Origin of the sequence: Cohnella hongkongensis (assembly GCF_042654645.1) — a bacterium.
In the GTDB taxonomy this organism is placed as follows: domain Bacteria; phylum Bacillota; class Bacilli; order Paenibacillales; family Paenibacillaceae; genus Cohnella; species Cohnella hongkongensis.
In genome coordinates, this window is record NZ_JBHSEP010000019.1 from 1 (window position 1) to 12,321 (window position 12,321).

12 protein-coding genes are annotated in these 12,321 nt (G+C 60.3%); 2 read left to right on the top strand and 10 right to left on the bottom strand.

The features are described 5' to 3' along the window. The first annotated feature begins 377 nt into the window (after positions 1 to 377). Positions 378 to 1,256: an alpha/beta fold hydrolase gene (locus ACFO3S_RS20990; RefSeq protein ID WP_378100087.1), complete on the top strand. Its 879-nt coding sequence runs from the start codon at positions 378 to 380 to the stop codon at positions 1,254 to 1,256. Here ACFO3S_RS20990 and ACFO3S_RS20995 read toward each other — a convergent pair. The 10 genes from ACFO3S_RS20995 to pxpB all read right to left on the bottom strand — a co-directional run bounded on the left by ACFO3S_RS20995 (position 1,241) and on the right by pxpB (position 11,184). Beyond that, on the bottom strand, positions 1,241 to 2,494 hold the full coding sequence (locus ACFO3S_RS20995) for a DUF445 domain-containing protein (RefSeq protein WP_378100089.1): 1,254 nt from the start codon (positions 2,492 to 2,494) through the stop codon (positions 1,241 to 1,243). The genes ACFO3S_RS20990 and ACFO3S_RS20995 overlap by 16 nt on opposite strands. A 151-nt stretch (positions 2,495 to 2,645) precedes the next feature. Further along, positions 2,646 to 4,127 (bottom strand): MDR family MFS transporter, encoded by a 1,482-nt coding sequence (locus tag ACFO3S_RS21000; RefSeq protein WP_378100091.1) that lies wholly within the window; start codon positions 4,125 to 4,127, stop codon positions 2,646 to 2,648. A gap of 240 nt (positions 4,128 to 4,367) precedes the next feature. Continuing rightward, a complete protein-coding gene (locus ACFO3S_RS21005) occupies positions 4,368 to 4,883 on the bottom strand; it encodes a DinB family protein (protein WP_378100293.1) in 516 nt (171 codons plus the stop codon). 8 nt (positions 4,884 to 4,891) lie between these two features. Then, positions 4,892 to 5,965, bottom strand: coding sequence for a M42 family metallopeptidase (locus ACFO3S_RS21010; RefSeq protein WP_378100093.1), 1,074 nt, complete (start codon positions 5,963 to 5,965; stop codon positions 4,892 to 4,894). A 55-nt stretch (positions 5,966 to 6,020) separates the two neighbouring features. After that, positions 6,021 to 6,899, bottom strand: a complete 879-nt coding sequence (locus ACFO3S_RS21015; protein ID WP_378100094.1) for a radical SAM/SPASM domain-containing protein — start codon at positions 6,897 to 6,899, stop codon at positions 6,021 to 6,023. A 68-nt stretch (positions 6,900 to 6,967) separates the two neighbouring features. Continuing rightward, the gene (locus tag ACFO3S_RS21020; RefSeq protein ID WP_378100096.1) at positions 6,968 to 7,474 is read right to left on the bottom strand and encodes a metallophosphoesterase family protein; all 507 of its coding nucleotides are present in this window, start codon (positions 7,472 to 7,474) and stop codon (positions 6,968 to 6,970) included. A gap of 987 nt (positions 7,475 to 8,461) precedes the next feature. Then, on the bottom strand, positions 8,462 to 8,602 hold the full coding sequence (locus ACFO3S_RS21025; RefSeq protein ID WP_378100098.1) for a hypothetical protein: 141 nt from the start codon (positions 8,600 to 8,602) through the stop codon (positions 8,462 to 8,464). After that, positions 8,595 to 9,395: a LamB/YcsF family protein gene (locus ACFO3S_RS21030; protein ID WP_378100100.1), complete on the bottom strand. Its 801-nt coding sequence runs from the start codon at positions 9,393 to 9,395 to the stop codon at positions 8,595 to 8,597. Before ACFO3S_RS21030 ends, ACFO3S_RS21025 begins: the two co-directional genes overlap by 8 nt. Beyond that, complete coding sequence (locus ACFO3S_RS21035) at positions 9,392 to 10,417, bottom strand: 5-oxoprolinase subunit C family protein (RefSeq protein ID WP_378100102.1); 1,026 nt, start codon at positions 10,415 to 10,417, stop codon at positions 9,392 to 9,394. The genes ACFO3S_RS21030 and ACFO3S_RS21035 overlap by 4 nt, the downstream gene beginning before the upstream one ends. Next, positions 10,414 to 11,184 carry a 5-oxoprolinase subunit PxpB gene (gene pxpB / locus ACFO3S_RS21040; protein ID WP_378100104.1) on the bottom strand — a complete coding sequence of 257 codons (771 nt, stop codon included), beginning with the start codon at positions 11,182 to 11,184 and terminating at the stop codon, positions 10,414 to 10,416. The genes ACFO3S_RS21035 and pxpB overlap by 4 nt, the downstream gene beginning before the upstream one ends. A 389-nt stretch (positions 11,185 to 11,573) precedes the next feature. Here pxpB and ACFO3S_RS21045 point away from each other — a divergent pair, with 389 nt between their 5' ends. Further along, positions 11,574 to 12,302: an EAL domain-containing protein gene (locus tag ACFO3S_RS21045; RefSeq protein ID WP_378100106.1), complete on the top strand. Its 729-nt coding sequence runs from the start codon at positions 11,574 to 11,576 to the stop codon at positions 12,300 to 12,302. Positions 12,303 to 12,321: the final 19 nt, after the last annotated feature.

Sequence of the window (12,321 nt, forward strand, 5' to 3'; positions counted from 1 at the left end):
TCTACGTATAGGGTAGCGGAGTTGCTAGATTCGGTCGATTTCCCCACGATCAAAGTGGGGAATTTTGCACGATTTTTTTGGGGAAATCCGTTTGATCATTTTGGGTATTTTTATTTTACCGTACACAATCATAAAGCCATTCCTCAAGTCGTCGAAGCCGACACTTAGGGAATGGCCCTTGTTATCTTAGCAGGCTTGACCGGAAATTTGCTTTTGACCGCCGGGACAAGGGCCGCGCTCCGTGCAGCTCATCTGACGCTAAATTTTCACTGCTCGGAAATGAATCCGTCATTGCCATTTTTTCGCCGCTCGTTCATAATAACGATTGAGAATAATTATCAATCATATGTCTACATTTTGAGCAGGAGCTGCTGTCCATGACGAATGCCAACGCGTTCCCGTCTTCCCATTCCTTCGGAGAATCGCGCTTCCTGACCGTGCCGGACGGCCGAAAATTGCACTATATGACGAAAGGGTCGGGAGAACCGACCGTCGTCTTCGAATCGGGCATGGGGTTCTCCCGTTCCACTTGGGGGCTGGTGCAGCCCGAGGTCGCCAAGCGTGTCCGCGCCGTCGTCTACGACCGGGCCGGCACGGGGCGCAGCGACGACGATACGCAGCCGAGAACGCTGCAGCGAATAGTCGAAGACTTGCTTCTGCTGCTGGACGAGTTGGGCTCCGGGCCGTTCGTTCTGGTCGGCCACAGCTGGGGAGGCCCGATCGTCCGCACGGCAGCGGCCGCCGCGCCTTCCCGGATTCGCGGCCTCGTGCTTGTGGACCAGAGCGACGAGAACGCCGACCTATATTTCGAACCCCGTTCGGTCAGATGGTTCAAAATATCGCGGTTTCTCTATCCGATGCTGGCGCGAACCGGGCTGTACCGCCTGCTGGGAAGCAAGTCGGGCAGCGTTCTTCCGGCCGACGTCTTCCGCGATCATCGTCAAGAAGACTTCACGGTAAGGGCAGCCCGCACCGCAGCCGCCGAGATGAAGCCGTTCCTGGACGATCTGGCCGCGCTTCGCGCTCGACCGCCCGAGCTGGGCAGCCTCGAAGTCAGCGTCGTCTCGGGAACGCAAGTCAACCGACAGGAGCGTAAAATTCGCCCGGCCATCGTCGAAGCCCACAAAAAAACGGTCGCCTCGCTAAAGAGAGCCCGTTGGGTCGAGGCGGCGAATTCCGCTCATCTGATCCCCTTCACCGAGCCCGGCTTGATCGTGCGGGAAATTGTGCGCATGCTCGATCAGCCTAATAACTGAATGCCCGACAATACGAGACCGATAAGGAACCCGCACAGAGCGCCGTTGACGCGAATCCATTGGAGATCTCCGCCGATTTTCTCCTCCAGCATGCGAACGAGCTCTTTGTCGTTCATCTTGTCGATGTTGTCCTTGATCAGCAATCCGATTCGATAGTGATTGGCTTCTACGGCATCCGCGACGAAGGCCAGCACTCTGCGTTCTATGCCTTCGATCGTCTCTGGCTCGGACTGAAGCTTGCGCACGACGTAACGGAGCGCGGAAACGACCTTGCGTCCTCCCCGCTCCATCTCGCGCTCGATCGCGGAGAGCGCCGAACGCCGCAGCGACTCCATTCGATCCAGCAGCAGCCGCTCGCTGTCCGGATGCTCGACCTGGTCCAGGATCCACGCTTTGCCGCGCTCCAGCAGCGCCTCGTTGCCCGCAGCCTGGCTCAGCTGACGGCGAATCTCCGCCAGCAGCTTCTCCCGGTTCGGGTTGCCGGGCAGCAGCAGGTCGCGGATGCCCGACAGCAGCAGCTGCTGAATCATCGCGCCAAGCTTGTCCTCGCTCATAAATCCGGCGAACGCTTGCACCGCGAAGCCCATAAAGCCGCCTACCTTGGCTTCGGACACCTTCTGCATGGCGATGGTCCCGAGCATTCGGGCCGTCTCGGGCCTGCTCGCCCACTCCCCGCCCTGTCTGAGCGCGTAGTCGAGCGCCCGCTCGTCCATTCGTTCCCGGACGACGGCCTGCACCGCCTTGCCGGCCAGAGGCTGGACGTCGGCCTGCTTGATCGCTTCCGCTATGGCGCGCCGGATAGAAGGCGCGAACGACTCCAGAGGGATCCGGGCGATCAGAGCATGGAGCAGCTTAAGCGCGCCGACGCGATGGCTTCTCTTGGCCGCAAGCCGGACGACCGCCGAGCCGACCGACTTCATCAACTGGAAGTGCTTCAGCTTCTCCTTGATGCTGTCCTTGTTGAGCAGCTCGTTCTCCAGCGCGGAGACGAGCGATCGGGCGATTTTGTCCCGATTTTTAAGCAGCAGCGACGTATGCGGGATCGGAATGCCGAGCGGATGGCGGAACAGCGCCGTCACGGCAAACCAGTCGGCGAAGCCTCCGACCAATCCCGCCTCGAAGCCGCCCTTAAGCAGCTCGGTGACCGGATGATACGGCAGCAGCAGGGTCACGACGAAGCCGACCCCCATCCCGATTAACGACAGAGCGGCGATATACCTCGTTCTCGTGGTTTTCATGGAGAATACCTCTTAGGGAAAGATTAGACGTTATGGATAGTATAACCGAAGCGCCGTCCGACCTGAAACCCGCGCTGTCGAACGGGCCTCGAAAGAAAAAACCGCGCATTCCGCGCGGCTTTAGCTGAAGGCGATAAAACGCCGATCTCGTTTATGCGGCTTTCTGCTGCGGCTCGGCATCCGGCGCCTTCGACTTTCTCACGAACAGCGCCAGAACGACGGCCACAATGGCGAAGATCATGCCGACTCTGAACGAATTGTGTATACCGGCATTCAGCGCAAGCGTCGGCAGCTGCTCAAGCGCGGCATCGGCCGGCGGGTTGGACGCATATCGGTTCGCCCCGTTGGTCATGATGCTGATGAAGAACGCCACGCCGATCGCTCCGGACACTTGCTGAAGCGTGTTGAGAATCGCCGTTCCGTGAGGATAGTAGGCGCGAGGCAGCTGGTTCAGACCGTTCGTCTGGACCGGCATCATGATCATCGAGATGGCGACCATCATGATGCAGTGATAGAAGATGATCATACCCTTCGACGTCTCCAGATCGATCTGCGTGAACAGGTACATGACGACGACAAGGATGATCGCTCCCGGGATGGCCAGCACCCGCGGACCGAACTTATCGAACAGCTTGCCGGTCACCGGGGACAGGAAGCCGTTCAGAATGCCGCCGGGCAGCAGCACGAGGCCCGCCGCGAAAGCGGTCATAAGCAGCCCTTCCCTCAGGAAGATCGGCAGCAGCATCAGCGTCGAGAACAGCGACATCATGACGATGATGAGCAGAACGGTGCTGAGCGAGAACATCGGCGACAGGAAGGCGCGCAGGTCGAGCATCGGCTGCCTGGACACGAGCTGCCTCCAGACGAACAGAATAAGGGCGATGCCTCCGACGATCAGCGTCCAGTATACCTTCGGCTCAGACCAGCCGCCGCCGCCTTCGCCGGCGCTGCTGAATCCGAAGACGATGCCCCCGAAGCCGATTGTAGACAAAATAATCGATAAAATATCGACTTTGGGCTTCGTGACCGTCGTCACGTTCTTCAAATAGACCGAGGCGATGACGACGGACAGAATGGCGAAAGGCAGCACCAGGTAAAACAGCCAGCGCCAGTCTAACGATTCCAGAATGAGTCCCGACAGCGTCGGTCCGATCGCCGGGGCGAACATAATGACGAGTCCCATGCTCCCCATCGCCGCGCCGCGCTTATCGGGCGGATACAGAACGAGGATCGTGTTCATCATAACCGGCAGCATCAGGCCGGTGCCGAACGCCTGGATGATTCGGCCGGCAAGCAGCACCGGGAATCCCGGCGCGATGGCGCATACGAGCGTTCCAATGGAGAAGAGAACCATTGCGCCGATAAACATCTGCCGGGTCGTAAACCATTGGACCAGCAGGGCGGATACCGGAATCAGGATGCCGACAACGAGCATATAGCTGGTGGACAGCCACTGCACGGTCGTATACGGCACGTTAAGATCGATCGTCAGGTCTACAAATGCGATATTGAGCAAGGTTTCGTTCAGGATGGAAAAGAACGCGCCGACGATCAGCGTGATCAGGATCGGCAATCTCTTGACGTTCTCCAATTCCTTGTACTGCGTTCCCGCTCCGTGGTCTGCGGTATTCACTTCTAGGTTTCCTCCGTATCCAATAATGTCTTTAAGATGCCCAGCTTTCATACTATACCATCCGGAAAGCAAATCTTCAAACCCTCTTTTGACGCCTCGGACTGGCTCGTCGGCCTGCCCGGAGCAGCCGACCGCCGGAGCTTCAAAATACAAACGGCCGCCTTCCGCGGAGAGCGGATCGGCGGCCGTACAAGCATCGACGTCTCTATAGATCGGCGTGCATCGAGCGGCTGCGTGCTGCTAGGTCAAATACTTGGTTTTGACGAGGCGAAGATGGTGCAGTTCATGCCCGGCAATGACATAGGCGAGCGCCTTGGCGCTCATGACGATATCGCTGGCCGTTCCCGTCCTGGCCCAGGCTTCGTCCGCAAGTCCGCGCACGAGAGCGAGCGTCGCCTTTCGGACGGATATGTAGTTGTCGATCAGATCGGACAAGGAGCAGGCGTCGAAATCGACGTGCTTCATATAATCGTCCTGATCGAAGCCGGGCAGCGGCGTCCGGTCTCCCCGCGAAATGCGGAGCAGCCGGTAGCTCATAATGCGTTCGGTGTCGGCGATGTGCCCGATGACCTCTTTAATGCTCCACTTGCCCGGCGCATAGCGGGACTCCGCTTTGTCCGCCGGGAGATCGGATAGAAATTCGGAAGTCGACTTCAAGCTGTCCGCCAGAATATCGACAATGGAGCCATCGGGGACGATTTCGATGTAGGTGCCGAAATGTCCGCCGTATTCTTCCTTCGTCGGGCGTCGAGTCAGAGGGTGAGTCATCGATCATCTTCTCCTTTGTCCATCATATAGGCAATGAGCAGAGAGGCCGTGTTCACGATAGCGTCGGCATGGGTCCGCTCCATTCCGTGAGAAGCGTGCACGCCGGGACCGACAAGCGCGGCGCGAAGGTTGCCGCCCCCGCGCAAAGCGGCCGACGCGTCGGAGCCGTAATGCGGGTAGATGTCGACGGCATGCGGAAGGCGCTCCCGGCGGGCCAGCTCGATCAGCCTGGAAGTCATGGCGTAATCGTAAGGCCCTGACGAATCCTTGGCGCAAATCGAGACGTCCCGCTCCGTCGTCGACAAGTCGTCCCCGATCGCTCCCATATCGACGGCGATCAGCTCCGTGACGTCCGGCGGGACGTAGGCGCTGCCGTGTCCGACTTCCTCGTAGGTCGACAGCACGATTTTAACGGTGCGGGCCGGGCGAACGCCTTTGCGCTTCAGCCATTCCATTACGCCGAACAGCGCGGCCACGCCTGCCTTGTCGTCCAGATGGCGGGACTTGATCCATCCGTTCGGCAAAATCCGGGTGCGAGGATCCCAAGAGATAAAGTCTCCGGGCGCGATGCCGAGCTTCTCGGTCTCTTCTTTCGTGCCGACGTGTTCGTCGATCCGGATCTCCAGGTTCGCTTCTTCGCGCTTCTGATCGCGGGCGTCGGGATAGACGTGTACGGAAGGCTGAGTGGACAGCACCGTGCCTTCGTACGTTTGGCCGCTGCGGGTATGAACGAGACAATACTCGCCTTCCACCGTCTGCATGGCGTAGCCGCCCACCGGCGTAAATCTGAGCATGCCGTTCGGCTTGATCGAGCGAACCATCGCCCCGAGCGTGTCCACATGCGCGGTCAGAGCCAGCGTACCTCCCGCTCCGTCGTCCGCTCCCGCCAGCGTAATGACGGCATTGCCCTTCGGCGTCGTCTCCAGCGGAACGCCCAGCTTCTCCGTCTCGGCTCGAACGCGCTTCATTATTTCCATGCAGAAGCCGCTCGGGCTTGGCGTAGCCAGATGAGCTTCGAGTATCTTCATTATATAATCCCTGTCTGGAGCCGGCTGTAGTGCTTTTGTCATGTTTTTCCACCTCTAAATGTGTAAAAAGCAGCGTTTCCGCGACTTCAGCCGTTGTTTAATGGCCGAATCGTTGACGATAACCGCACTTGCGGCACAGCTCTTCGACGACCTCCCGGCGAGAGAAGCCCTCGTAAAGCCGGGTTGCGCGCTCTCCCTTGATGATTTCCGCAAACGGCTTGGCGTGCAGATTGCCCAGATTAATGACGCCTTCTCCGTCCAGACAGCAAGGGATAACGGTGCCGTCGACCAGGACGCCGGCCTGATTGCGCAGCGCGTGGCAGAAGCCCCGGCCCTCGTCCTCCTTCTCCTTCAGATCGGGCCACTTGAACTCTTCCTCGTGATTCAAGTAGATGCGGTCGGCAATTTTGACGCCTTGGCCTCTTACGAAGCGCTCCTCGATCCGATGATCCAGCCGAAACGCTCGCTGGATCTGCTCGAGAATCGCGCGGTTGCGGTCGTTCTTCAGATTCGTCTCGTTATCCGGCGTCAAATTCCATAAGCGCAACGACACGATCATCTCGGAGGAAGCGACAGCCTCCTTGGCGAAATCGAGCACGCCGGCGACGTAGCCTTCCTTGTCGACCGAGCCTTCGTGCCCGTCGAAGCTGTGCAGGGAGAAGTTCATCTGCCTGAGCGCCGGCTTGCCCAGCAGCTTGTGCCTGTTCTTGGCGAGCAGCGTCCCGTTCGTCGTCAGATTGACCTTGAACCCTTTCTCATGACTGATGTCCAGCAGTTGGTCAAGCTTCGGATGCAGCAGCGGCTCGCCCTTCACATGAAAATAAATATGATCGGCATGCCCTTTGATCTGATCCAGCGTATGCTTGAAGGCTTCGATTGAAATAAAATTCGCCTGCCTTTTCGTCGGGGGACAGAAGCTGCAGGCCAGATTGCAGATGCTCGTGATTTCGATGTAGAATTTTTTGAATTTCTTCAAGATTCGATGCTCCGTTCCGGTTTGCCGTTTCGATTCGTCTTGATTATAGCATACGTCCGTCGCCGCTTTCAGGATTTGTCTTCATAGAAAACGTGACGGGCTCTTAGCGAGGTCCCGTCGACGTGAAACAGGCCGAAAGAGTACAGCGGCTGCCGCCTCTTGTCGGTAGGAGAGCCGGGATTGAATACGAGCATCTCCCCTTCGGTTCTGTGAACGGGAAGGTGCGAATGCCCGTAGACGAGCGCGTCCAGCTTCACCCCTCTGAAAGCTTCAAGCGCATGAGCTTCCGTCGACGAGCGGCCTGGCGCGCCGTGGCCGTGCACGACGCCGATCCGGCAGCCCTCGAACTGGAGCAGCTTGCGTCGACCGAATTTTACCTGAAGCTCGGAGCCGTCGTTGTTGCCCGCCACTCCGTAGACCGGACCGAAAGCGGCGAGCTGCTCGAATACGGACAGCTTCGTCCAATCCCCGGCATGCACGATCGCGTCCGCTCCGTTCAATTCCTTCAGCAAGCGGTCCGGCAGCTTCTTGCCCATCCTCGGCATATGGGTATCGGATACGACGACGATCTTCATCCGCACGACCTCTCTTCGCTGGCAATGTTATAGCTTCATCATAACGGGCGAAGCGGCCCGGAGCAACATGCAACAGGAAGGGGCCGTCCTGCGGACGCGCCCGCGCGGAGGCTGTCCGGAAGCCCGTTAGGCGAGCCGGCGTGACGGCCGGCGAATCCCAATGTTGTCAGGTTAAGCCGTTGTCGTATGCGATCGACGGCATACGGTCGATGGTATGCGACCGATCGTATGCGATCGATGGCATACGGTCGATGGTATGCGACCGATAGTATGCGATCGATAGTATGCGATCGAAGGCGCGCATCCTGCCGGCAACGTCTAACGGTTGCAGTGGCGCTTAATCGATCGTTTTCCCGAAAAAGGAAAAGCTAACGGTTGCCACCGCGCTTATTTTGGGGTTATCGAGCGAAACGGGCGTTTTCGGCTGAAATAGCCGCTGCTGCAACCGTTACAACCTCCGTACTGCGAAAATGGCACAATTAGCGGCGCTGGCAACCGTTACGTTAGTGGGCTGGCGGGGGTTCGCGGAGTGCGTAGGTTGGTCTGGACTGGCGTGGGTTGACGTGGTGGTTGGCGCGAGCTGGCATAGGTTGGCGTGGGTTGGCGTGGTGGTTGGCGCGAGTTGGCATAGGTTGGCGTGGGCTGGTGTGGTGGTTGGCGCGGTAGTTGGCGCCAGCTGGCATAGGTTGGCGTGGGTTGGCCTGGACTGCCGGAGTTAGCGGAGTGCGTAGGCTGGTATAGACTGGCGTGGGTTGGCGCGAGTTGGCCTTTGTTCGCGATGACCGTCGGGGCTCCGCCGGCAACTGGGAAGATTCCTGCAAGGCCGCTTGTTGACCGTTTGCTTAACCTGACAACATTGCGGCGAATCCCGCCCTGCTTACAGCCGGGAACCTAACAGAAAGGGCAGCCCGCGAAGTCGAACACGACTCCGGGACTGCCCCTCGGGCTGCGGCAGCGGCGCAGCGCCGATCACTCGGCAGACGCCGTTTACGGTTGTCTGCTCTCCCCGGCCACGGCGACGAGCATCCAGACAAACGGCGTGTGCAGCGTTCGGCTCGGCTGAAGCCGGCTGCCGACGATTCGCTCCATCGACCGGAACGCATAATCAGTTTGCCGATCGTCACCCATGATGCGAGCTCCCCTGTCTCCCCGCAGCCAGAGTCGCGCCGACCGCTTGCACGGCGATGCCGGCCTCGCTCAACGACGCTCTGATCCTTGCGGCGAATTCGACGGCTCGGGCGCCGTCCCCGTGAACGCAGATCGTATCCGCCCGGATGGCGAGCTCCGTCTGCTGCTGCGTCCGAACTTTACCCTCCGTCACCATTCGGACCGCCTGCTCCGCCGCGCGCTCTTCGTCCGTCAGCACGGCATCCGGCAGCCGTCTCGGAGTCAGCGAGCCGTCGGCCTGGTATGTCCGGTCGGCGAACGCCTCGGACGCCGTGCGCAGCCCGACCCTTTCGCCGGCCGCGAGCAGCTCGCTGCCCGCAGGGCCGAACAGGACAAGCGAAGGATCGATCCGGCAGACCGCCTCGGCCATCGCCTGAGCCAGCCCGGCATGGCGGGCCGCCATATGGTACAGCGCGCCGTGCGCCTTCACGTGCTGAAGAGAGGCCCCTTCCGCCCGGACGAAGCCCCATAGCGCCCCGACCTGATAGACGAGCAGCTCGTAGGCCTCCTCCGGGCTGATGTCCATCTCTCTGCGGCCGAAGCCGGTCAAATCCGGAAGCCCCGGATGGGCGCCGATCGCCACGCCGCGATCCAGCGCCAGCTTCACCGTCCGGCGCATGGTCGCCGGATCGCCGGCGTGAAACCCGCAGGCGATGTTCGCCGACGACACCAGCCGGAGCAGGTCCTCGTCCCGCCCCAGCTTGTAAGCGCCGAAGCCTTCTCCCAAGTCGCAGTTCAAATCTACAGCTTTCATGCCTGTCTGCCTCCCGTTTCTGCCGACTGTATGCGTTCGAGTCCGCGGCGAAGCGTGCGAATGCCGTTCTCGCGGATCAAGATCTGCCTTTGGGCCTCCTGAAGAGCGACTAGGCGGAACCGGATGCGGCCGCCGAGCCGGGTCTGGGCCAGCAAGGGCAGATCCACGGACGCGACGTGCGCGGCGATCGGATAGCCGCCGGTCGTCTGGCGATCCGCCATCAGCACGATCGGCTGTCCGTCGGGCGGCACCTGGACGGTGCCGAACGTGACAGCCGACGATGCCCGCTCCCGCTTCTCCTTCAGCCGCAGTTCGGCTCCCGACAACCGGTAGCCCATCCGGTCGGACTCGCTCCGGACGAGGTACGCTTCACGGAAGAAGCGCTCCGCATCGGCAGGCTCGAACCGCTCGAGCTCCGGATCGGCAATCGCCCGAACCGTCGGAGCGTCCGAATAAGACGGCAGCAGCTCCGGAGCGACCGACCAGCCGCTGATCGCCGCTCCCTCCCGCTCTTCGAGCGAGAGCCGCTCGGCCAGGCGTCGGCTCCGCTCGGAGGAGAGGCCGATCGGGATGCGGTCGCCCGCCTGCAAAGCCCGGCCCTCGAAGCCGCCGAATCCGGCCCGAAAGCAGGTGGAGCGGCTGTTCATCCGCACGGGTACGTCCACCCCTCCGGCCACCGCCAAATACGCGCGGCAGCCCCGCTTTGCCGATCCGAAGACGAGGCGGCTTCGCGCCGGCACGTAGATCGTTCTCCATAGAGGCGCCTCCCGGCCATTCAAGACGGGGGATAAATCTCCGCCGCCGATAGAGATCAGCGCCGGCTGAGGGAAGTCGATCTCCGGGCCGATCGTCGTCATCTCCAGGCCGGCCTCGCCCTCCTCGTTGCCGACGAGCAGATTGGCGACGCGAAGCGCGAAAGCGTCCATCGCCCCGCCGACGATGACGCCATACCTCTGCGCGCCGTATCGTCCCGCATCCTGAACGGTCGTCAGCAGCCCCGGCTTGAGGATCGTCATCATCATGCTCTCGCCCCCTCCCGTCTATCGTATTCGGAGCGGGAGATCGGGCGAAACCTGACGATATCTCCCGCCCTCAGCAGCGTCGGCGGATTCGCCGCGGGCAGAAACAGCGGCTCCGGCGTCTTCCCGATCAGCTGCCAGCCGCCGGGCGTGGAGATCGGGTACACTCCGGTCTGGTCTCCCCCAATGCCGACCGTACCTGCGGGGACGGACAGTCTCGGCGTCGACCGGCGCGGCGTGGCGATGCGTTCCGGCAGTCCGCCCAGATAGGCGAATCCGGGCGCGAAGCCGAGCATGTAGACGAGATAGTCCGCCGACGAATGAATGTCCGCCACCTCCTGCTCCGACAGCCCGTGATAGGCGGCGACCTCCGGCAAGTCGGGCCCCAGCTCCCCTCCGTAGCAGACGGGAATCTCGACGATGCGGGGAGGCTTGCGTTCGCCCTGCTCCAGCTCGGCCAATACTCCCTTCATCAACCCGACTGCGAGGGCATAGGGATCCCGGGCGTCCCCCGAAGCGGAGCTGCCCCCGTGAGCGTCGAGCAGCACGCAAGGATCGTAATAGACGGCCACCGACAGAAAGGAAGGGACATATTCCACCATGCCGGCAAAAGGATGCCGATCGAGATAATCCGCCAGCTGTCTGACCCGTTCGTGCGTCTGGGGACAGATCGCCTCGCCCAGTCGGATCGTGACGGCCGCATCTCCCAGCGGGGAGATCCCGATCCCGGCCGAATCGTATTTTTTAACTTTATCCGCGAACGTGCTCACATCTCTCAACGCCTTGTCGATTGTTCATTCGGACCTCCAAGTCCGGTATACATTTCATTATAGTGGGTAACGAGAGAAACGGATAGCATCGCTCCCGTAGGCACATAGACCCAGCCTCCTGCCGGCCGCATCGGCCGCCCATTCGGAGAATAAAAAAAGATCATCGACTCATGAAGGATTTTGCTGGAATTTGACGAAATGATTGATATAGGTACATAGACGCATTTCAGAATCCACACACCAAACGCTGTCTCTTCATTTCTGCGGCGCGGGGTTGCATTTTCCCAAATTGAACGTTCTCTTCGCAGCAACCGGATCACCGTTATGAATGCAAGAGAGCTACTTCAGCTTCAGAGGTAGCTTTTTCATTTGAAAGGAAGATTCTGTCGATGCTCAATGTTGCAGCCCTTATCGAAACCCGTCAATTCTACCATGCGTTCCAGCCCTTGCGTCGACTCCCCGGCCACAGCGAATTCGGCTACGAGGCTCTGCTTCGCTGCACGTCCAGCTTGGATCCGGGCAGGCTGTTCCAGAGCGCTCTGGAGCAAAATCAGCTTTTCTCGCTCGATACCTGGTCCATCGTTCATGCCCTCTCGGTGTTCTTGCAGTCCGAGCCGGCGCAGGACGAGACCAAGCTGCTGTTCGTCAACATATTCCCGTCCACGCTCGTGGCGGACGGCTTTCCGGCGTTCATGGACCGCTTGCGCAAGCTGTATCCTTCCCGGCTCCATCGCATCGTGTTCGAGCTGAACGAGACCGTTACCGAGGAGAAAATATGGAACGCTCCGCTGTTTCTCGAGAGAATCGACCTCATCCGCAGCAGCGGAGGCCAAATCGCGCTGGACGACGTCGGAGAAGGCACCGCTTCGTTCCGCAAAATCGTCGAGATCGCTCCCGACTTCATTAAAATCGACCGCTTCTTCTCAAACGACCTGGCCGCCGCCGTTAAAAAGCAGCAGGTGGTGCGGCTTTTCGTCGATTTTTGCGGAGAAACGGGAAGCACCCTCGTGTTGGAGGGCATCGAGCGGGAAGAGGATCTCGCCCTGGCCGTCCGGCTCGGCGTGCCTGTCGGCCAAGGCTATCACCTGGGAAAGCCGGCAAAGCTTCCAGGAAGTTAATCAAATATTGGGGGAACCA

Coding starts and splice junctions, on each gene's coding strand:
- ACFO3S_RS21010 (WP_378100093.1), bottom strand. CDS start 5,965: ATGACAAAAGCACTACAGCCGGCTCCAGACAGGGATTATATAATGAAG.
- ACFO3S_RS21030 (WP_378100100.1), bottom strand. CDS start 9,395: ATGAAAGCTGTAGATTTGAACTGCGACTTGGGAGAAGGCTTCGGCGCT.
- ACFO3S_RS21025 (WP_378100098.1), bottom strand. CDS start 8,602: ATGGGTGACGATCGGCAAACTGATTATGCGTTCCGGTCGATGGAGCGA.
- ACFO3S_RS20990 (WP_378100087.1), top strand. CDS start 378: ATGACGAATGCCAACGCGTTCCCGTCTTCCCATTCCTTCGGAGAATCG.
- ACFO3S_RS20995 (WP_378100089.1), bottom strand. CDS start 2,494: ATGAAAACCACGAGAACGAGGTATATCGCCGCTCTGTCGTTAATCGGG.
- ACFO3S_RS21020 (WP_378100096.1), bottom strand. CDS start 7,474: ATGAAGATCGTCGTCGTATCCGATACCCATATGCCGAGGATGGGCAAG.
- ACFO3S_RS21035 (WP_378100102.1), bottom strand. CDS start 10,417: ATGATGATGACGATCCTCAAGCCGGGGCTGCTGACGACCGTTCAGGAT.
- ACFO3S_RS21045 (WP_378100106.1), top strand. CDS start 11,574: ATGCTCAATGTTGCAGCCCTTATCGAAACCCGTCAATTCTACCATGCG.